This window comes from Terriglobales bacterium, assembly GCA_035764005.1.
In the GTDB taxonomy this organism is placed as follows: Bacteria; Acidobacteriota; Terriglobia; order Terriglobales; family Acidobacteriaceae; genus Gp1-AA112.
Map to the genome: position 1 here is coordinate 67,275 of DASTZZ010000111.1, position 19,243 is coordinate 86,517.

Consider the following 19,243-nt stretch of genomic DNA (forward strand, 5'->3'; position numbering starts at 1 on the left):
CTATATTGCGCTCACCGTTCGTCTTTCAAAATTCAGGATTCCCCATTGGCCGACAACTCTACACCGCATCTTCCCCATGAGGTAGCGCGCGCTTCCGACAAATTAGTCCGCGGCATGGGAGTCACTCAATCCGTAGCTGTGAACATGCTGGGGATGATCGGCATCGGTCCATTCATCACCATTGGCATCATTCTCTCCGCTATGGGTGGACCGCAGGCAATTCTAGGCTGGTTCTTAGGGGCGATATTTTCCATTTGTGATGGCATGGTCTATGCAGAGCTGGGCGCGGCCATGCCAGGTGCCGGTGGCGCGTATATCTACTTCCGAGAGGCCTTCGGTCCACACACATGGGGCAGGCTGGTTTCTTTTCTCTTTTTGTGGGAAACGATCTTTGCCGCGCCACTCTCGATCTCGGCCGCGTGCGTGGGATTCGCTGAATACTCTCACTTCTTCTTTCCCGGACTGACTCATTTCGGTGTTGGAGCTTTGGCCGGATTCATCAGCTTGCTGATCGCCTTCCTTCTGTATCGCCCCATCAAAACGGTCGGACGGCTCTCCGTCATTATGCTGGTAATCGTTCTGTGCGCGATGTTCTGGGTGATCAGTGCCGGCCTGATTCACATGAACAGCCGCATGGCATTCGATTTTCCTTCAGGAGCATTTCATCTCTCCAAAATGTTTTTTTATGGGCTCGCCAGCGCCACTCTGATTGCCATGTACAACTACGGCGGGTACAACAACATTACTTATTTGGGAGCAGAAGTTAAAAAGCCGGCAAAAAACATTCCTCGTGCGATTGTCTTATCGGTACTGCTGGTTGCGGTGCTTTATCTGATTATGAGCGTCACTATCATCGGAACCATTCCCTGGAGAGACGCGGCGGTCTCGCACGCGGTGGTTTCAGAATTCATCGGCAAGTTATACGGATCGCGTGCGGCAGCGTTTATGACGGTGCTAATCCTGGCTGCGACTCTGGGTGGAATCTTTACCATGACTCTCGGATACTCGCGGATTCTCTACGCAGCCGGAGCTGAAGGAAATTTCTTTAGCGTCTTTGGCCGGGTCCATCCAAAAGGACACTTTCCCACTGTGGCACTGGTTGCAATCAGTCTACTGGCTGTCCCGCTCTGCTGGCTATCGCTGGAGCGCCTGGTGTCGGCCTTGATGATCACGCAGATCATTTTCCAGTTCATCCCCCAGATTCTGGCGTTGTTCGCCATTAGGCGATATCGAAAGGATATTCCGCGTCCTTACACGATGTGGCTCTTTCCCGTTCCGGCACTCATCGCACTGGTCGGGTGGATTTACGTCGCTTCCACTCCTGACCAGCGCCAGTACGTTGGGAGTGCGCTCGTTCTGCTAGTTCTAGGATTGGGAGCGTTTCTCTTACGAGCTCGGGCACTCAGGTCTTGGCCGCTGAAAGAACGCGTCCACAATCGGTCAACGTCCGCTGTTTGATTCTGGTTCCAGTTCCTGAATTATGACAACAGTCATTGCACGTTCATCTCTCCGCACTCGCCACCTGTTGAATTTATTCGTTCTGGTTTTCTGCCTTGCCGTTTCGGCACAGACGCTTCGGGCTGAAGGGGACGAACACCCGACCGCCGACCTGCTCTCCGAGCTGATTCGCATCGACACCAGCAACCCCCCGGGAAACGAAAACAAAATCGCAGAATTTCTCGCTTCCCGTTTGCGTCCACTCGGGTTTGAAATCCAAATCGTGCCGACGCCCGCTCCGGGCAAATCGCATTTCATCGCCCGCCTCAAAGGAGACGGCACAAAGAAGCCAGTCCTCATTGCGGCTCACGCCGATGTGGTGGGAGTCGAGCGGGAGAAATGGACGGTTGATCCGTTTTCGGGAATCGTTCGCGGCGGCTACGTGTACGGTCGCGGCGCCATCGATTTCAAAGGCGGCCTTGCCGTCTTCACCCAGGCCGTGATGCAGCTTGCGAAAAACCATGTTCCTCTCCATCGAGACGTAATCCTTCTCTCCGAAGCTGACGAAGAAGGCGGACCATACAACACTACATGGCTGGCAAATTCGCATTGGGATCTGATCAACTGCGAGTTTGCCCTGAACGAAGGCGGCTGGATCATGGAGGACACCGCTGGCCACGTCCAGTATGTGAGCGTCTCGACCGCAGACAAGTTTTCGATTCCCGTACTGGTTACTACGACGGGAAATTCGACGCACTCGTCTATGCCGACGCCGGACAACGCGATCTACTCTCTAGCCCGCGCTCTGAGCCGTCTTTCCGAATATGAAACTCCGCTGGAACTCATTCCCAGCACGCGCGAATTTTTTCAAACGCTGGCGAAAGTCAGCCAGCCGCCGCTTTCGAGAAATCTAGACATCCTGCTCAACAGCAAAGACCCCGCGCAGGTGCGGGAAGCCGACCGGCAGGTGAGCCAGAATCCTCTGCTCCATGCGCTCATGCGTAATACCCTCGCCCCCGTGCTTCTCAAAGCCGGATTTCGCGGAAACGTGATTCCAGGTTCGGCTCAGGCGACGATCAACGTCCGTCTGATTCCCAATACAGATTTCGATGCTTTACTCTCCCGCATGCGGCAGGTCATCAACGATCCTCGCGTTGAGGTCTCGCTGGCATCGCCCGACACGCCCGAAGGACAGCGCGCCGCAGCGCTCCTGAAGCTCAGGTCGAGCCTGAGTCCTTCGAGGAAAGACACCGCGCTTTACCGCGCGCTCGAAGCAAGCGCGCATTCGATATGGCCTGACACTCCGGTGACGCCCTACCTGTTCCAAGCCGGAACAGATGCCGGCGCCTGGCGCAGCCGCGGTGTTCCCGTTTACGGAATCTATCCGTACCCGATCACCTCAGAGGATCTGCGGCGTATGCACGGAAACGATGAGCGCGTGTCCATTCACTCGCTCGAGCAAGGGACAGAGCTGATCTATAAGACGCTCGTGCAGGTTGAGTCGGAGTAGATAGCACGCCATTGGTCGGCCACCAGTTCAGCGGCTGCTATGATTTTGAGAGTAATGGCGTCTTCTCCAGGCACCCACGGCCCGACTCTGGTCGTCGTCGGCGAATTCTTTCTTGACTTGATCTTCTATGCTCTTCCCGACCTTCCCAGATTGGGAGAAGAAGTGAAAACCCGCCATTTTGCTCAGCTTCCCGGAGGAGGACTGGCAACTACATCTTTGGTTGCGTCCAGACTGGGAACCCGGACCGCAGCTATCGCCAGGGTTGGAGAAGATGTGCGTTCAAGTCCGGCATGGCGAAGTCTTGGAGACAACAAGGTTTCTATGGATGCCTGCGAATACGCGTCAGCGCTTCCCACAGCACGCACTGTCTGCGCGGCCTTCAATGGCGATCGAATGATGATTACGCATGACACCATCAATCAACATCTTGAGAAACTATTGAGCCGTCCCGCAGCGCAGCAAGCGTTGCGCAATGCCAGGCACGTCCATCTCGCCTGTGCGCTCTGGCCAATCGCTGCATGGCTCCCTTGGATAAAGCGCCTACGTGCGCAACGTCTAAGCGTCTCCGCCGATATAGGTTGGAATCCCGAGATGTTTAGATCACAAGACTTGTCGCGCTTGCTCCGGCAACTCGATTTCTTATTCCCGAACGAAGTCGAGGCTCGTGCCATCACGAACGAGAAAACCACCGAGCGAGCACTGAAAAAACTTGCAGAATGGATGCCTGTGCCACTCATAAAGTTAGGACCTGCAGGTTCGGTTGCAATTCAAAATGGGAAGGTACTGCGGGTAGCATCGCTGCCCGTCCGCTCCATCGACGCGACGGGAGCAGGTGACGCTTTCAATGGCGGCTTTCTTCATGGCTATCTTGCGGGCTGGGATCTCGGAGACTGTCTGCGGGCCGGAAACGTCTGCGGAGCACTGGCAACCACCGGGGCAGGTGGCTCGTCGGTTCTTCCTTCGGCGGCAAAGCTGCGAAAATTAATGGGCCGGCTCAAGAGCAATTCCGACCAAATGGATCGGCACAGGAATTAATTAGGAGAACAACTCGATAATGAAGATTGCGATCATCGGCGCCGCGGGCGTGAGAACGCCGCTTCTGATCTATGGGCTCGCGGAAGTTTCGCGAACGGTTCCAATTTCGGAAGTTGCATTTTGGGACATCGATTCCGCTCGCCTGGCCGCAATGGGCAAGGTCTCGCGTGCAATGGCGAAACGCAGTCAACTTGCGGCAAGCCTCGACGTTTGCCCCACTGCGGAGAAAGCGCTGGAAGGAGCGACTTATGTGATTACTAGCGTACGTGCCGGTGGCATCGAGGCCCGCGTGAAAGACGAAACCATCGCTCTTGCGCATGGGTTGGTCGGACAAGAAACCGTCGGCGCCGGCGGCTTCGCATGCGCGATGCGCAACCTGGCGGTCATGCTGGAATATGCGCGTCTCGTCGAGCGTATTGCCCCAAAGGCAATTATGATCAACTTCACGAACCCGGTCGGCATCATTTCTCAAGGCCTGCTGAATCACACAAACGTGAACGTAATTGGAGTGTGCGACACTCCGCTCGAAACGTTCGAGTCAATCGCAACTTCTCTCGGAAGAAACCCTTTCGAGCTCGAGTTCGACTATTTAGGGTTAAACCATCTTGGCTGGGTGCGATCGGTTCGGACCAAGGCGGGTGAGGATCTGCTGCCCAGGATTCTTGCTTCGCCTGAGCTCATCCAGAAGTGTTATCGACACGCGCTGTTTCCATCTGACTTTATTCAAAAGTTGGGCTTGCTTCCGACTGAATATCTTTACTTCTACTATTTCCCCGATACAGCTTATCGCAACACCAAACGCACAGGACAATCGCGTGGCGAAGCGATTTCCAAGATGAACCGGGAATTGTTCCAACGGCTCTCTGGGGCTCCCGAATTGAAACTGATCGAGATCTATGAAGGTTACTTACGCGAGCGAAACGCCTCCTACTTCAGCATCGAGGCGACGGCGGGAACGGTGCGCAAAGGAGAACAAGAACTCTATTCGGAGTTTTCGGGATATGAACGCATTGCAACCATGGTGCTGAAAGCACTGAATGCACCATCGCCGACTTCTATACCACTCACGGTTCGCAACAATGGCGCTCTCGAGAACCTCCAACCCAGCGATGCTGTGGAATTGCCTTGTTCAGTATCCTCCTCGGGAGTAACTCCGCGGCGAGTTGGCCATGCGCCCGAGGCGGTGAAGGAGTTACTGCTACAGGTTAAAGAATACGAACGTTTGACTGTCGCAGCAGCCTTGAATCGCTCCAAAGCAGCCGCAGTGACAGCATTGGTCAAAAATCCTTTGATCGCTCGGGAGAAAGCTGCGACCCAGGTGCTCTCTGACTATATGCAGGTATTCGGCAACCAGATGGGCTTGGACTCCTGATGTAAAAGTCCTAGCTCCGTCGGTTCAGGGCTCCAAATTAACTGACTGGCGCCGTCGTCCCCACTGCGCAGATCCAGCCTTTTTCGGCTTGCGTTGCAATTTCAATCTGGGAAAAATCCGCGTTCGCGAACAATTCGCGGTGCTCCTGGATATCGAGCAGGACCAAGCCGGTCTGTGGCGCGTGCTTTTCCACGAGGCGTGATATGGTCGAGTTCGCACCTTTATAGACTTCCGCAATAAGGACAAGCTTGCCTCCCGGTTTCAAGACTCTGTTGATTTCACGCATGCCTTCCTGCAGGTTGGACCACCAGAAATGAGTCTCTACGGCAGTAACGAGATCGAACATGTGATTCGCAAAGGGAAGTTGAGAAACCGAGCCAAGCCGGACTTCGACGCGTCCCATCGCAACCCACTTAGCATTCGTCTTCTGGCTAGCGGCGACGCTCTCCTCAGAATGATCGATGCCATAGATTCTGCCTTCTGTGACGACCGCGGCCAACTTGCTGAGCGTCCTTCCACCGCCGCAGCCAACATCGAGAATCGTGTACTGCTTCTCGATGCGAACGTGCGACAAACCCCAATCAGTGACCCTCGAGTGCCGCGAGTTCATGTTCCACAGGAAAATCCGTCCCAACCATCCTTGCGGCTTTTGGCAGTGATTGCGGCGTGGCTTGATTGTGATTATTTTCATCGTGCACCAGTATTCATCCACTTGAATGCCATGGAGCCGATTCGGGTGGAGGAGTTTGATCTCGAAAGCAGAAAGTGAAACTGTCGCGGTGGCTCGCAGGCGCGCCGTCTGCGCTCGAATTTCGCAAGCTACGGATGAGGCATGTGATAAAGGTCCAAAATGGGACGAAGCACATCGTCCGGTCTACCGTTTTCATCGTTCGTGAATACAGCAACTGCAAAGCGCTTGCTCGGGATAAACGCCATAGCTGTGCTTGTCCCCTGCTGACCTCCGTTATGCGTGACGTATTTCTGCCCGGCTGTGGTAAGAACGTCGAATCCCATGCCGTACGTCGATGGCTTTCCGCCTTGAAGCTGCGGACGATCGCTCGGAGTCCACATTGCGGCGAGCGTCGCCGGCTTCAGGATTTTGCCGTCCATTAAAGCGAGATCGAAGCGCACGATGTCTTCCGCTGTCGAGACCAGCCCACCTCCGGGAATCTTGTAACTTGAATCCATCAGCCCGGCGTTTTCGACATTCCCATTTTTGACCTGATATCCGCGTGCACGATGCAGCACGATGGTGGACACGCTATCGACAAACGTATGCGTCATCCCTGCAGGCTGGAGCACATGTTCACGAAGGTAATTGAAGAACTTCTCGCCCGAGGCGCCTTCGAGCACACATCCAACGACTGTGTATCCGTAGGTGCTGTAACTGAACTTGGTTCCAGGTTCGAATAGGAGCGGATCATTCGCAAAGATAGCGAAGCCATCGCTCATGGTCTCGTAGTGCCTGGTGTTCGCGATCTCGTCATCCTTGTAGTGACGGATTCCGGATGTATGCATCAGCAGCTCGCGCGTCGTGATCTCCCACGGCTTGCGCGGAAACGTCGGGCAGTACTTCTGAACAGGTGCATCAAGCTCCAGCTTGCCGGCCTCCACCCACGTCAATACCGCCACCGCACTAAGCGGCTTCGCAATCGAACCGGTGCGAATCAGCGTCTCCGCAGTGGCAGGAACGCCGTTCTCTAGATCAGCGCTCCCAAATCCCCTGGAGTAGACGACCCTCCCATCTAAACCCACGGCAATGGTCATCGCAGGAATCTTCTGCTTCTGCAATTGCTCGGTGGCAATGCGATCAATTGCCTCCTCCGCATCGAAACCTGATTGTGTTTGCCCCGCAGATGCCGGGAAGGTGAGGCACAGGATTGACAGAAGGATGAAGTAAACAGGCGCGCGACGGCCCGGAAATAGCGATAGGAGAAGTGAACGGCTACGTGTACTCAGCATGCGAGTGCGCACGATTCTAGCGCGCTTGCCACGTTTGCGGGCGACTGCTGAATGCTCCAGGGCATCGGTTCGCGATTTCCCCATGTGGCCATAGCGTCTGCCTTCGTGACGAAATTTTTCTGATAGCGAGGAACTCTTGGAATCGGTATACGCAACAAAAAAAAGACCCGCCATTCGGCGGGTCTTATTACTTTCGAGGTTCAGGTGCGCCTAAATCTGTGTTGCCTTTCGACCATTCAGGAGAATGCCGCAAACAAAGGCTACGCCGGCAGCGATCAGCCATTCGCAGCGCCAAGCTTGGATCGCTTGCCAATCAACCAGGGTATTGGCGGTATAGATGAAACCCGTTGCCACTGCCGCACCGACGCAGGCTACGCCGAGGATGAAGCAGATCATTGCTCCAATGCTCAACCCGAGACTGCGGCGGAGCTGCGAGAAGTCGGCAGCGCGCCAGAGGCTCTTATTGTCGCGAGCCATGGAAGTCTCGTCCTTCGCGCGACCGCACATGCGGCAGAATGGGGAGTCGACTACGAATTCCGCGCCGCAGTGGCGGCACAGGTCATGACGAACCGTTGGCTCGGCTTCTGCTACTGCCGTATGCGCTCCAGTTCCGCTTCCGCCGGGAGCGTCAGCTTCCCAGTGCTCGTAATCCAGCACTGGCTTCCAGTAGGAGCCTTCTCTTCGCAGAGGGTTGGTACTCATGGGAAAATTCCTAACTTTGTTGCTCGCACGTGAAGAGCCAAAGTTACGTATCCGTAACGTTTGTGGATTCAACAAGTTATGAATTTGCGTTGGGGAAGTTATGGTGAAAGTTTTACCGCTCGCTTTCAAAATCGTCAGTTCCGGTGCCCCGACGCATGCTGCGCGAAGGCATCTGGATGAGCTTGGGCTGGTCCTGCTCAAGCCAAAAGCGGAGCAGGATGAGGTCGGTGCTCTGGAAGCTGAGAGTTGCAGGGCGTCCAGAGCCGTCGTTGAAAAGTTTGCGATCGAGCAGATGGTTGAGCCGCTCGACGGAGATGTTCAGCTCCGCCGCTGCCTCTGCCGCGGTATAGCAATCCTTTGCCGTTCTAACCGGCCTGTTCATAGATAGAGTTCTCGCAGTCTTTCCGGGGGCAGGTTCTTTGTACCTGCTTCAGGGCAGCGCGAATATCAGGTAAACTTCGCAAGTACCCCGCCATGAAGCCTTACCCGGTCCTTAGCTCTCCGGTGCATGTACGTGCGGTTTTCCTACTGTGTTTCCTCGGTGGCTTGGTAGTAAATACCTTCCTCGTTAGCCCGCAGATTCTCAACGCGTCGAGTCCGGAGGCGTCTGTGACCCCATATCGCGCAGCAGACGATCCTCAGGTAAAGCTCGCGCTCGATGATTTCTACAATTTGGAGTACGACAAGGCGGTTTCCCAATTTGAGCGCATCGAAAAAGCCCATCCGCAGGATCCTTTTGCGGTAGTCCACGTTCTGCAGGCGACGGTCTTTCGTGAGCTATATCGTCTTAACCTTCTGGACACTACGCTTTACGCCCATGACGGCTTCTTGAGTGGGCGCGCCGCAAATGGCAATCCGGCGGTTCGAGCGCAGGTGGATCAGCTTACGGCGGAAACCATTAACCTGTGCAACGAGCGGCTGGCCAAGAATCCGAATGATGTGGACGCGCTCTATGTCCGAGGCGAGGCTCGTGGGCTGAAGTCGACCTATATCGCTTTGGTCGACAAAAGCTTCCTCTCGGCGCTGCGGAACGCCGTTGCTGCGCGACGAGATCACGAACGCGTGCTACAGCTGGATCCGAAATACATCGATGCGAAGACCGTGGTTGGCGCGCATAACTACGTCGTCGGCAGCTTGCCGATGCCGGTGAAGATGCTGGCCGGCATCGCCGGGCTTGGAGGTAACAAAAAGAAGGGATTGGAGTATCTGCGGGAGGCTGCGAAGGAAGGACACGAGTCAAGCGTCGATGCGCGTGTCGCGCTGGCCCTGTTTCTCCGCAGAGAAGGCAAATATGACGAAGCGGGAAAGGTCGTCGATACGTTGACCAAGCAATACCCGAAGAACTTTCTGTTCGCCCTCGAGGAATGCAATCTGCTGAAGGACGGCGGGAAGGGGACAGAGTCGATCGTCTGCTACGAGAAACTGGTGAACGGAGCTAAGGCCGGCCGCTACGCTGGCGCGCATATCGAATTCGCGACTTTCGGTTTAGCCGAGAGCCTGCGCGGGCAGAAGAAGTATGACGAGGCGCTCAAGAATTACGAGGTCACGGCCAGCGTCCCCACGGGACAGCTCAGCCTGCGTCAGCGTGCCGAGCTTGCCGCGGGACAACTTTATGACTTAATGCGCGAGCGCAATCAGGCTGTCCAGGAGTATCAAACGGTCATCGCGCAGGACGACTCCTCGACACAGGCCGAGATTGCGCGTAAGCTGCTGCGCGAACCGTATCGGGCACAGTAGGAAAGACGGAGTAGGCACTAAGCAATAGGCGATAGGCAGAACACCTTTAGAGGGCGGACGCTGCGACTCTGTAGCCTATTGCGTATCGCTTATTGCCTATTGCCCGCGGAACTTTTTCGCACGCCGATTCGTTACAACTCTCAGGAGGACCTATGTACTGCAATTTCTGCGGACGCACGATGGCAGATGACTGCCTGTACTGTTCAGCCTGTGGACGTCAACTGGGCGCTCGCGTGGCGCGACGTCCGCTGGAGCGCGCCAGAGAAGGACGCAAAATCGCTGGTGTCTGCATGGGCTTCGCCCGTCACCTCGATGTCGACGTCACGCTGGTCCGACTGGTATGGCTGGTTCTAGCACTAGCCAGCGGCGGCCTCGGTTTCATCGGCTATCTCGTGGCTTGGATCATCATTCCAGAAGAGCCCGTGATTGTGCCTCAGGCGTTTGTGGCGCCGACTCAGCCCAGCACGCCATCTGCATAGTTGACCCAAGTCTCACGTTAGTGGCGGAGGTGACGATGTTCTTCGGACGCTCTTGGAATGACTGGATCGCCCAGTATTCGACCAGTCATCGGAACTCCATCAATCGCCTCTGCCACACAGTTGGTATTCCGCTCATTATTCTCTCGGTACTGTTAGCTCCGGTTGCAATCTTCCTCGCGGGCTTTTGGAAGTGGCCACTTTCACTCTTCATTGTTGGGTGGATCTTCCAATTCGTCGGACACGCCTTCGAAGGCAAGCGTCCGGAGTTCCTTCATGATTGGCGCTTTCTCTTTGTGGGTGCGAGATGGTGGGTGGCGAAAATACGGGGCCGAGCTTAGCGTGGTGCATTGAAACCGGCTGACCTGGCGCGCTTGCTTCAGCTATCATCAACTTAAATGTCCGCAACGCTCCAGAGTTCGGCTTCAACTGGCGTTTCTTCCACCCGACACGCATTCCAAACGGACGATTCGCGGCTTCGCCCAATTGCGGAAAAAGTACTCGCGAACGAGCGCTTGAGTTTCGAAGATGGTCTGGCTCTGTATCGTTCCACGGACATTCTCGCCATTGGCTGGCTGGCGAATCAGGTGCGCGAGCGCATGTGGAGCGATACGACATTTTTCAACGTCAATCGTCACATCAACCCGACGAATGTCTGCGTAGCTGCCTGCCGGCTTTGCGCGTTCGGGCGAAAGAAGGATGCTGACGGCGCCTATACGATGGCGCTCGAAGAAGCGTGGCAGACTGCCGCTTCAGGATATTCAGAGGCCGTGACGGAATTTCACATCGTTGGGGGACTCCATCCTGATCTGCCGTTCCAATACTTCCTCGATCTCATTTCGGGACTGAAAGAACGTTTCCCGCAAGTTCATCTGAAAGCCTTCACCATGGTCGAAGTTGCGTTCCTGGCGAAGCGGGCGAAATTTAGTATTCGCGAAACCTTAGAGCGACTCAAAGCTGCCGGAATCGATTCCCTGCCGGGGGGCGGCGCGGAAATTTTCAACGAACGCGTGCGGCGCGTGATCTGCGACCACAAGATCGATGGCGATCAATGGCTCGAGACTGCGCGCACCGCGCATGAGCTCGGACTGAAGTCGAACTGCACGATGCTCTATGGACACATCGAGAACGAGGAAGATCGGGTAGATCATCTGGTGCGCCTGCGCGAGCTACAGGACCAAACGCACGGCTTTCAGACGTTCATCCCACTGGCATTCCACCCGGATAATACGCCGCTACAGCATCTGCCGAAGACGACTGGCATGCTCGACATCAAACAGATCGCCGTGGGTCGCCTGATGCTCGACAATATTCCACATATCAAAGCCTACTGGCAGATGCTCACGCCGAAGATCGCGCAAATTTCGCTCCGCTTCGGGGCTGATGACCTTGACGGCACCGTGATCGAAGAAAAGATCTATCACGATGCCGGGGCGACTACTCCACAGGGCATGCGCCGCCAGGAACTCGAACGGCTGATCCGCGAAGCCGGTCGGATTCCGGTTGAGCGCGACACGCTCTACCGTCCAGTTACCAGGACTGAAGATTCGTTCACAGTTGCCGTCTAGTTTGCGCGCGGGCTCCACTCAACTCATTCTGCGCGCGGTTCGCTGAGAGTTTCTCCACGAACAGTGCCAAAGCTGGCAGCTTGCAGCGCTGAGCTGCTAAAATATCTAGTTGAAATTGAAATTCATTTTCAATTTCAACTTCTGATTTCTTCATGCTGCAAGCCCTTATCGTCACTCTCCGGGAAGGCGTAGAAGCCGCTCTCATTATTGGCATTACTCTGGCGTACCTGAAGAAAATTGGCCGCCCTGATCTACGCCGGACCGTCTACATCGCTTTAATCGCAGCTTTCGTTTCCAGCATCGGCGTAGCTATCGCACTCTCTCGGACACAATTCAATCAGGATGTCTTCGAAGGCGTGGTGATGCTCATTGCAGCATTCTTTGTGGTCACCATGATCTGGTTCATGGGACGTGCCGCTAAGAAGCTGAAGGGCGAGATCGAAAGCAGGATAGGTGGATTTGCGGCGAAAAGCAGTGGCCTTGGCCTGTTCCTGTTCATCTTCCTGATGGTGCTGCGCGAAGGGGTTGAGACCGTTCTGATCCTCGCGGCTGTTGAGTTCAACTCCACTCAGTTGCTCAGCTTTATGGGGACGTTGGTTGGAGTGATTCTCGCGATCATCTTTGGCGTGATGTTCGTGAAGGGCAGCGTGCGCATTAATCTGCAGCGGTTCTTCCGTGTGACAACTGTCATTCTCGTGTTCGTCGCCGCTCAGCTCCTCGTCTCTGGTCTGCACGAGCTTTCCGAGAATGGGATTTTGCCCTCGAGCAAGCAGGAGATGGCGATCATTGGACCGATCGTCCGCAACGATCTTTTCTTCTTTATAACGATTCTCGCCCTCGCCGCTCTAATGATCCTCTTCGATCAGCGCAGGAGACAAGGTGCTCCGCCGCGCGGTGGCTCAGGTGCGAGCGCGATCGGAACTGATGTCGAGTCGCGAGCGGTGCGACGGAAGGCGCAATGGTCGGCGCGCAAAGAGAAGCTATGGTCAACGGCCGTTTACGCATCATCCTTCGTTTTCATCGTTCTCGTCACGGCCCAGTTCATCTATGCCAAGAGCACCTCTTCCCTGTCTCCAGCCCATGAACTCGCCATAACGAATGGTCAGGTTGATATTCCCCTAAATGACGTTTCGGATGGCAACTTGCATCGCTACTCCGTGAACCTTGATGGCAAAGAGATTCGCTTCCTCCTGTTCAAGAAACCGGACGGGAACGTAGTAACAGTGCTCGATGCGTGTCAGATATGCGGCCCGGTCGGCTTTTACAAGAGTGGCAATCAGATCATCTGCAAGAACTGCTCGGCCCCAGTAAATCCGCAATCCGTTGGACAGGCGGGCGGATGCAATCCGATTCCAATCAAATCCACCAGCAACGGACAGCAGATCGTTATTACTCAAGCCGATCTCACGACTTCCCTGCCGGTCTTTGGAAAGTAGGACTTGTGTTTCTTCGGCTCCTATACCAATCCTTCCGGCGGCAGCAGAGGAGAAAACTGCTTGCAGGGATCGCCGTCATACTCGGCGTCGCCGTCGCTACGGCGATGATCGCTGTTGGCGTAGATGTTGGGGATAAGATCAACCGCGAACTACGCAGCTATGGCGCCAATATCGTTGTCTATCCCGAAGACGCGGCGCTCGATGTGAGCGTCGGCGATCAGCAGATTAAACCTGTTTCGGGCGGCGCACATTTGAACGAATCGGATCTGCCAAAGATCAAGGGAATTTTTTGGGGACACAACATCCTCGCTTTTGCTCCTTTCCTCGAGACCACAAAAGAGGTTGAAGGTCATCAAGTCAGAGTGATAGGCACTTATTTCGATAAGCAGCTTCATTTTGGAAATGAAGCATTCCGAGCGGGAGTTCGTAAGCTATATCCGTGGTGGAAGATCGAGGCCGGAGGTTGGCCCGATGATCAGAGCGGCGGAGTGCTCATAGGATCTAGACTGGCACAACAGCTTCACCACGGGTGGGAACAGGGAAAGTTAACGAAGCTAGGGAGAGTCTCAGGAATCCTGACCACGGGCGGCTCTGAGGACATGGCTCTTGTCGTACCGCTTGCTGTCGCCCAAAAGCTCGCAGACAAACCAAACGCTGTAGACAAAATCTACGTTAGTGCGCTCACAAAGCCTGAGGACGCCTTCGCGCGCCGCGATCCTGCACGCATGAATGCTGCGGACCATGACCGCTGGTACTGCTCGCCATACGCGAACTCGATTGCTTTCCAACTTCAGGAAACCTTCCCCGGCTCGCGCGCCGAGCAGATTCGACAGGCGGCACAGAACGAGGGCGCAGTACTCTCTCACATTTCCGGCATGATGCTTCTGATTGCCATCGCATCGCTCATAGCGGCGGCACTCGTAGTTTCCGCGGCAATGGCGACTACCATTTTGGAACGGCGCCGCGAAGTCGGATTGATGAAGTCGCTCGGAGCAACAGCTGCGACCATTGCTTCATTGTTCGTGACTGAGGCTTCCCTGCTTGCTATTGTCGCTGGGCTGATTGGATTCGGGCTGGGCACCGTGATCGCGCAGCGCATCGGACGAACGATTTTCCATTCCGGCGTAGAGATCGCGCCTGTGCTTCTGCCCATCGTGATCTTCCTCGCGCTGCTGGTCACGATCGGCGGCAGCGCCGCGGCGATTCGACGCGCACTGCGTCTCGATCCTGTTGTGGTGCTGCGAGGCGACGCATGAGTCTGCGTCGCTCCATGTTCTTCCACCTGCTCCGACGCGGACTACTCGGACGTGGCAATCGTCCTGTGATTGCGCTCATTGCATTGACCATTGCGGCCACGATAATCACAGCGATGCTGAACCTCTACTACGGGCTTGAGAGCAAACTCAATCGCGATTTTCGTGCCTATGGAGCAAATGTCACTGTCGCCGCACCGGAAGGAAGTATTCTTCCGCCGGAAGCTTTCGAGAAAGCCCAGCAAATTCTGCCACCAGGTTCGCTTGTCGTGCGGTTTGCGTTTGCGATTGCGCACGCGAGCGATGGAAGCGCTATTGTCATCGCCGGCACTGATTTTTCCAAGCTGCAGAACCTCGACAAATGGTGGCTGGTTTCAAAATGGCCCACGCGAACCGATGAAGCTATCGTCGGCGTGAAAGCCGAACCACACATTTCTCCATCCAATGGCAGCTTCGATCTGAATTTCTCCGACCGCACTCTGCATCTGATTGAAGCGACGACGGTAAGGACAGGCGCCGAAGAGGAGAATCGGATTTACATCTCGTTGCCCGGCTTCGAAAGTTGGACCGGCGTTCAACCTTCTTTGCTCGAAGTCTCCGTTCCCGGCTCTCGCCAGCAGGTCAATGCTGCCATTCGGCAACTGCAATCAGCGTTTCCATCGATGCAGGTGCGTCCGGTACGGCAACTTCTGGAAGCTCAGGGCGCAGTAATTACCCGCATGCGTTCGGTGATGCTCGCATCGACGTTGCTCATCACGCTCATGGTCGCGCTCTGCGTGTTTTCGACACTCACTTCATCTGTGCTGGAGCGACGACGGGATTTTGCTGTCATGAAGGCGATCGGATCGTCGCAAACTACAGTCAACGGATTGTTTGCCGGAGAGGCGGTTGTAATCGCGCTTATCGCGGCATTAAGCGGATATCTACTCGGCTCCGGACTCGCCGCGTGGATTTCGAAGGCAAACTTCTATACCGCAGTTACGCCCAGGATCGCAGTGCTTCCCCTGGTGATTGCATGCAGCGTCGCATTGGCACTGCTCGCGGCACTGCTGCCGCTCGCGCAGTTGCAAGGGATTGAGCCGGCGGGCATCCTTAAAGGCGAATAATGTCGATCGAGATCATCAATGTTCGCAAGATCTACCCGGGCGGCCAACGCGGCCAGGCCGGCGAAATTCGTGCGCTCGACGGCATCTCACTCGGCGTACGCAAGGGCGAATGGCTCGCCATTATGGGACCTTCAGGCTCAGGGAAATCATCACTGGTGAACTTGATTGGCTGCCTTGATCGACCAAACTCAGGCGAGATCTACATTGATGGTCAGGATCTGAAGGAGCTCGCCGGCTCCGAGCTCAATCGCTTTCGCGCCGAGAAGATCGGCTTCATCTTCCAACAGTTTCACTTGATTCCGTATCTCACTGCTCTGGAAAATGTGATGCTCGCGCAGTACTTTCATTCCATGACGGACAAGCAGGAGGCATTGGAAGCGCTCGACCGAGTAGGACTGAAGGATCGCGCGAATCATCTTCCTGCACACCTTTCTGGCGGCGAACAGCAGCGCGTTTGCATCGCGCGTGCGTTGATCAATGATCCGAGCATCCTCCTCGCCGATGAACCGACTGGGAATCTTGATGCCAAGAACGAAGAGATTGTTCTGCGCCAGCTGCGCGAGTTGCATCGCCAAGGGCGAACTATTGTGATGGTCACGCACGATCCGGTGGTGGCACGGCTGGCTGACCGCTCCATCGAACTGCACCACGGAACGATCGCGAATCAGCAGATGTTCAACATGTCCGACGAGATGCAATTCGACGAGGTGCTGGAAGAAATTTGGACGCTCCACGAAAACGGTGAACTTGCTGAAGTTGGTCGAATGCAAGTTGATGGCGCCCTGCCTGTCGCGCTCGCCGTAGATCGGATGGAAGAGCTTGGATTGGTTCGCAAACGCCCGCATGGAGCCGCGGATCACACGCACAAAGACGTCCTAAACCGTTGCCATGAAGTTGTTCATCCGCAAACGCATTCCACTGAGCACGGGCAGTTCATTGTTGAATTCACGCCCGCCGGCCGGCGGCGCGCAGCGGATGTGATTCGCCGCCATCGCCTGGCGGAGCGTCTGTTCACGCAAACCTTGCAGGTGCAGAACGAGGACGAAATCGAGCAGCAGGCCTGCAAATTCGAGCACATCCTTTCACCTGAGGTCACCGATAAGATTTGTTCTTTTTTGGGACACCCTGAGACTTGTCCGCACGGTAGCGCGATTCCTGCAGGAGAGTGCTGCGAGAAGGCAGGGAAGTCAGAAACGCGGGCCTTGGAAAAGAATCACGTCGAAGCATAGCTCTTTTCCGAGGCCTGCTTCTAAACAACCCGCAAATGAGCAAGTCTGATCCGATTGAGAAGGCTCTTGACCGTATCGCCGAGTTGCGTCACGGAGACCCGTCTCCTCGGGATACTGACGAGATTCGCCGGTTCCTCACACACAAATCGAATCTCGTCGTTTCCAAAGCCGCGAAGCTAGTCGCAGAACAACGCCGATCGGAGTTTGTTCCCGATCTGGTTTCCGCATTCCATCGTTTTATGGCCAATCCGGCACAACTCGACAAGAGATGTGCCGCGCTCACCGGAATTACCGAAACCCTCTATGAGATGGACTACTGCGAGCCAGACATTTACTTGCAAAGCCTGCGCCATGTTCAGATGGAAGCATCATTCGGTCCACCGGTCGATGCCGCTGCTGCTCTGCGTGGAATATCCGCTCAAGCTCTTCTGCGCACGCGCTACGAAGACGCGATGGCCGCGGTTCTGCCTCTGCTCGTCGACCGCGAGCCGCCTGCCAGAATCGGGGCGGTTCGCGCACTTGCAATCAATGGCGGCACCGCAGGCGCTCTTCTTTTACGGCTAAAGGTGCTGACGGGTGATTCGGAACCGGAGGTAATCGCGGAGTGCTTCTTGGGATTACTAAGCAACGCACCGGACGAATCGCTTTGCTTCGTTGCCGGCTTTATGGACGCTGACGATCAAGCGATATCAGATGCGGCCGTCTGGGCACTAGGACAATCCCGTCTGCCGGCAGCTTTCGAGGCGCTAAAAAATAAGTGGGAGAGGACAATTGAGCGCGATCAGCGAAGACGGATTTTATCGGCTATTGCAATGCTGCGACTGGAGAGTGCTGTTGAATTGCTATGTTCGATTATTTATTCGGAAAACCAAACTACTGCGAGCGACGCTTTGAATGCGCTCGCAACATTCAAATCGAACAGGAATATCCGCGAGGCGGTCGCAACGGCAGTTCGGAAGCGATGCGATAACAATTTACAGAGCACGTTCGTCCGCGAATTTGGCGAAACAAATCCTGAGTGAGAACCAAATCGCGCCCTAGAACAAAACAACAAAAGGCACGAGCCGGTTAGCTCGTGCCTTTTATTTCTCCTGATGATGACTTACTTCAGAAGAGCCTGAAAGCAACTTCTACGCTGATAGCCACTGCAACAGGTTTGCCGTCTTTTTCAGCGGGTTCAAACTTCCAGTTTTTGACAGCTTCCATCGCCTTCTCGTCGAGTCCCATTCCGAGACCCCGTTCGACTTTGAGACCGCGCGTGCGTCCATCGGTGCCGACGATGCAAGCCAAAACCACTGTACCTTGATACTTTGCTTTGCGAGCTTCTTCGGAGTACTCCGGCTCGGGCTTAAATATCACTTTCGGTTCGGTCACTCCGCCCACACCGGGACGAAACACTCCGCCGCCGTATCCACCGCCGACGCCATTACCGAGACCGCCACCTACGCCCGATCCGATTCCGCCACCGCTGCCAGAACCAATACCGGCGCCACTACCGACACCGTTCGAAGGCGGACCAGCGATCACCGGGGATTTCGGATCGCCAAGGTTCGGGATGTTATTGCTGGCGAGCTTCACCTGCGGAGGCATCACCATTGTGGGCTCTGCCGTGAGCTTTGGATGCTCGTTGCGCACCACAACTTCAGGAGGCGTGATCTGCTCCATTGCCGGCTTGGGTAAATGTCCCTTCGGAGCAATGACTTTATCGCGGTCGCCGCCACCACCGCCGCCCTGCAGAGTTGGCTGCTGCTTCGGGGTCATCGGCATGTACTCAGAGATGTCCGGAGCTACGAGCGTGACCGTCTCCTTCTTGGCCTCGGTGTAAACCTTGTGTCCCAAAATGGAAACGGCAACCAGCGCCCCAATCAGTCCAGCATGGACGACGACCGACGACGTTCGCGCAACTTTGCGATTGTCGTAAGCGCCCCAGATGCTTTTGACGGCAACCGGGCGAGAGGTCAACTTGAGTGGGGGAAGCTTCTCCGGAAAAAGAACGTCGCGAATGTTCTCTTTCAACGACTGAAAGAGAGAGCCTTCCGCCTTGAGGCCGAAGTTCGGCACGTGCTGCGCCGAAGCCGGTCTGCGTACCGGAGCATTCTGAGTCTCAGTAGGAGCGATCAAAACCTGGTTTGCCATAGAAACTAAATTCGACCCTTGCAACCCATTCCCTTCGTCGTTCTGGAGAGTGGCTGCTTACCTCTATCCGATGAGTCATCTTCTTCTTTTGTTGCTCGCACAGCAGCCCCGATATTTACAACTTTGTCAAGACCTTAGACTGCGAAAATCTTAAAAAGTTTTTCGCTTGTCCCACAAATCAGAGCAACTCTGCCCACAAACTTGCATCCGCAAAATTAACAGTGACATGCATGCAAATGCATCGCTGTTTAGATGCGAACACCCGCCACGCGGAACCAGACGTG

The 19,243-nt window shown here is 55.3% G+C and carries 19 protein-coding genes; 13 read left to right on the forward strand and 6 right to left on the reverse strand.

The window, feature by feature from the left end; translation table 11 throughout:
- Positions 1-45 precede the first annotated feature (45 nt).
- Genes VFU50_18375 through VFU50_18390 form a run of 4 tightly spaced genes read left to right on the forward strand, consistent with a single transcriptional unit; the run spans position 46 to position 5,354 of the window.
- The gene (locus VFU50_18375) at positions 46-1,458 is read left to right on the forward strand and encodes an APC family permease (GenBank protein ID HEU5234829.1); all 1,413 of its coding nucleotides are present in this window, start codon (positions 46-48) and stop codon (positions 1,456-1,458) included.
- A 22-nt stretch (positions 1,459-1,480) separates the two neighbouring features.
- Positions 1,481-2,947, forward strand: a complete 1,467-nt coding sequence (locus VFU50_18380; GenBank protein ID HEU5234830.1) for a M20/M25/M40 family metallo-hydrolase — start codon at positions 1,481-1,483, stop codon at positions 2,945-2,947.
- Between the two features lie 54 nt (positions 2,948-3,001).
- Positions 3,002-3,982, forward strand: a complete 981-nt coding sequence (locus VFU50_18385) for a carbohydrate kinase family protein (GenBank protein ID HEU5234831.1) — start codon at positions 3,002-3,004, stop codon at positions 3,980-3,982.
- A 19-nt stretch (positions 3,983-4,001) separates the two neighbouring features.
- On the forward strand, positions 4,002-5,354 hold the full coding sequence (locus VFU50_18390) for a hypothetical protein (GenBank protein HEU5234832.1): 1,353 nt from the start codon (positions 4,002-4,004) through the stop codon (positions 5,352-5,354).
- A 37-nt stretch (positions 5,355-5,391) separates the two neighbouring features.
- Here the strand turns inward: VFU50_18390 and VFU50_18395 are convergent, their stop codons facing one another.
- The 4 genes from VFU50_18395 to VFU50_18410 all read right to left on the reverse strand — a co-directional run bounded on the left by VFU50_18395 (position 5,392) and on the right by VFU50_18410 (position 8,400).
- Positions 5,392-6,045 (reverse strand): class I SAM-dependent methyltransferase, encoded by a 654-nt coding sequence (locus VFU50_18395; protein HEU5234833.1) that lies wholly within the window; start codon positions 6,043-6,045, stop codon positions 5,392-5,394.
- Positions 6,046-6,173: 128 nt separating this feature from the next.
- Positions 6,174-7,400 carry a serine hydrolase domain-containing protein gene (locus VFU50_18400; protein ID HEU5234834.1) on the reverse strand — a complete coding sequence of 409 codons (1,227 nt, stop codon included), beginning with the start codon at positions 7,398-7,400 and terminating at the stop codon, positions 6,174-6,176.
- A 126-nt stretch (positions 7,401-7,526) separates the two neighbouring features.
- A complete protein-coding gene (locus VFU50_18405; GenBank protein HEU5234835.1) occupies positions 7,527-8,018 on the reverse strand; it encodes a hypothetical protein in 492 nt (163 codons plus the stop codon).
- A gap of 112 nt (positions 8,019-8,130) precedes the next feature.
- Entirely contained in the window at positions 8,131-8,400 is a 270-nt protein-coding gene (locus tag VFU50_18410; GenBank protein ID HEU5234836.1) for a hypothetical protein, read from the reverse strand.
- 227 nt (positions 8,401-8,627) lie between these two features.
- On the opposite strand from VFU50_18410, the gene VFU50_18415 reads away from it, so the two are divergent.
- The 4 genes from VFU50_18415 to mqnE all read left to right on the forward strand — a co-directional run bounded on the left by VFU50_18415 (position 8,628) and on the right by mqnE (position 11,799).
- A complete protein-coding gene (locus tag VFU50_18415; GenBank protein ID HEU5234837.1) occupies positions 8,628-9,755 on the forward strand; it encodes a tetratricopeptide repeat protein in 1,128 nt (375 codons plus the stop codon).
- A gap of 152 nt (positions 9,756-9,907) precedes the next feature.
- Positions 9,908-10,234 (forward strand): PspC domain-containing protein, encoded by a 327-nt coding sequence (locus VFU50_18420; protein HEU5234838.1) that lies wholly within the window; start codon positions 9,908-9,910, stop codon positions 10,232-10,234.
- Between the two features lie 35 nt (positions 10,235-10,269).
- Positions 10,270-10,572, forward strand: a complete 303-nt coding sequence (locus VFU50_18425) for a DUF962 domain-containing protein (GenBank protein HEU5234839.1) — start codon at positions 10,270-10,272, stop codon at positions 10,570-10,572.
- Between the two features lie 57 nt (positions 10,573-10,629).
- A complete protein-coding gene (gene mqnE / locus VFU50_18430; protein ID HEU5234840.1) occupies positions 10,630-11,799 on the forward strand; it encodes an aminofutalosine synthase MqnE in 1,170 nt (389 codons plus the stop codon).
- Here mqnE and VFU50_18435 read toward each other — a convergent pair.
- Positions 11,783-11,953 (reverse strand): hypothetical protein, encoded by a 171-nt coding sequence (locus VFU50_18435; GenBank protein HEU5234841.1) that lies wholly within the window; start codon positions 11,951-11,953, stop codon positions 11,783-11,785. The genes mqnE and VFU50_18435 overlap by 17 nt on opposite strands.
- Here VFU50_18435 and VFU50_18440 point away from each other — a divergent pair.
- The 5 genes from VFU50_18440 to VFU50_18460 are packed head-to-tail and all read left to right on the forward strand — an operon-like array spanning position 11,952 to position 17,845.
- Positions 11,952-13,235: a Fe-S-containing protein gene (locus tag VFU50_18440; protein HEU5234842.1), complete on the forward strand. Its 1,284-nt coding sequence runs from the start codon at positions 11,952-11,954 to the stop codon at positions 13,233-13,235. The two genes, VFU50_18435 and VFU50_18440, sit on opposite strands and share 2 nt — an antisense overlap.
- Positions 13,236-13,240: 5 nt before the next feature.
- Positions 13,241-14,491 (forward strand): ABC transporter permease, encoded by a 1,251-nt coding sequence (locus VFU50_18445; GenBank protein HEU5234843.1) that lies wholly within the window; start codon positions 13,241-13,243, stop codon positions 14,489-14,491.
- On the forward strand, positions 14,488-15,594 hold the full coding sequence (locus tag VFU50_18450; protein HEU5234844.1) for an FtsX-like permease family protein: 1,107 nt from the start codon (positions 14,488-14,490) through the stop codon (positions 15,592-15,594). Before VFU50_18445 ends, VFU50_18450 begins: the two co-directional genes overlap by 4 nt.
- The gene (locus VFU50_18455) at positions 15,594-16,823 is read left to right on the forward strand and encodes an ATP-binding cassette domain-containing protein (protein HEU5234845.1); all 1,230 of its coding nucleotides are present in this window, start codon (positions 15,594-15,596) and stop codon (positions 16,821-16,823) included. The genes VFU50_18450 and VFU50_18455 overlap by 1 nt, the downstream gene beginning before the upstream one ends.
- Positions 16,824-16,858: 35 nt before the next feature.
- Positions 16,859-17,845 carry a hypothetical protein gene (locus tag VFU50_18460; protein HEU5234846.1) on the forward strand — a complete coding sequence of 329 codons (987 nt, stop codon included), beginning with the start codon at positions 16,859-16,861 and terminating at the stop codon, positions 17,843-17,845.
- Between the two features lie 85 nt (positions 17,846-17,930).
- Here the strand turns inward: VFU50_18460 and VFU50_18465 are convergent, their stop codons facing one another.
- The gene (locus VFU50_18465; protein ID HEU5234847.1) at positions 17,931-18,959 is read right to left on the reverse strand and encodes an energy transducer TonB; all 1,029 of its coding nucleotides are present in this window, start codon (positions 18,957-18,959) and stop codon (positions 17,931-17,933) included.
- Positions 18,960-19,243: the final 284 nt, after the last annotated feature.

Excerpts from the sequence above, each read along its gene's own strand:
- VFU50_18465 (HEU5234847.1), bottom strand. The coding sequence starts at position 18,959 with ATGGCAAACCAGGTTTTGATCGCTCCTACTGAGACTCAGAATGCTCCG.
- mqnE (HEU5234840.1), top strand. The coding sequence starts at position 10,630 with ATGTCCGCAACGCTCCAGAGTTCGGCTTCAACTGGCGTTTCTTCCACC.
- VFU50_18460 (HEU5234846.1), top strand. The coding sequence starts at position 16,859 with ATGAGCAAGTCTGATCCGATTGAGAAGGCTCTTGACCGTATCGCCGAG.
- VFU50_18390 (HEU5234832.1), top strand. The coding sequence starts at position 4,002 with ATGAAGATTGCGATCATCGGCGCCGCGGGCGTGAGAACGCCGCTTCTG.
- VFU50_18420 (HEU5234838.1), top strand. The coding sequence starts at position 9,908 with ATGTACTGCAATTTCTGCGGACGCACGATGGCAGATGACTGCCTGTAC.
- VFU50_18440 (HEU5234842.1), top strand. The coding sequence starts at position 11,952 with ATGCTGCAAGCCCTTATCGTCACTCTCCGGGAAGGCGTAGAAGCCGCT.
- VFU50_18435 (HEU5234841.1), bottom strand. The coding sequence starts at position 11,953 with ATGAAGAAATCAGAAGTTGAAATTGAAAATGAATTTCAATTTCAACTA.
- VFU50_18405 (HEU5234835.1), bottom strand. The coding sequence starts at position 8,018 with ATGAGTACCAACCCTCTGCGAAGAGAAGGCTCCTACTGGAAGCCAGTG.
- VFU50_18425 (HEU5234839.1), top strand. The coding sequence starts at position 10,270 with ATGTTCTTCGGACGCTCTTGGAATGACTGGATCGCCCAGTATTCGACC.
- VFU50_18400 (HEU5234834.1), bottom strand. The coding sequence starts at position 7,400 with ATGGGGAAATCGCGAACCGATGCCCTGGAGCATTCAGCAGTCGCCCGC.
- VFU50_18395 (HEU5234833.1), bottom strand. The coding sequence starts at position 6,045 with ATGAAAATAATCACAATCAAGCCACGCCGCAATCACTGCCAAAAGCCG.
- VFU50_18380 (HEU5234830.1), top strand. The coding sequence starts at position 1,481 with ATGACAACAGTCATTGCACGTTCATCTCTCCGCACTCGCCACCTGTTG.
- VFU50_18455 (HEU5234845.1), top strand. The coding sequence starts at position 15,594 with ATGTCGATCGAGATCATCAATGTTCGCAAGATCTACCCGGGCGGCCAA.
- VFU50_18410 (HEU5234836.1), bottom strand. The coding sequence starts at position 8,400 with ATGAACAGGCCGGTTAGAACGGCAAAGGATTGCTATACCGCGGCAGAG.
- VFU50_18450 (HEU5234844.1), top strand. The coding sequence starts at position 14,488 with ATGAGTCTGCGTCGCTCCATGTTCTTCCACCTGCTCCGACGCGGACTA.
- VFU50_18385 (HEU5234831.1), top strand. The coding sequence starts at position 3,002 with ATGGCGTCTTCTCCAGGCACCCACGGCCCGACTCTGGTCGTCGTCGGC.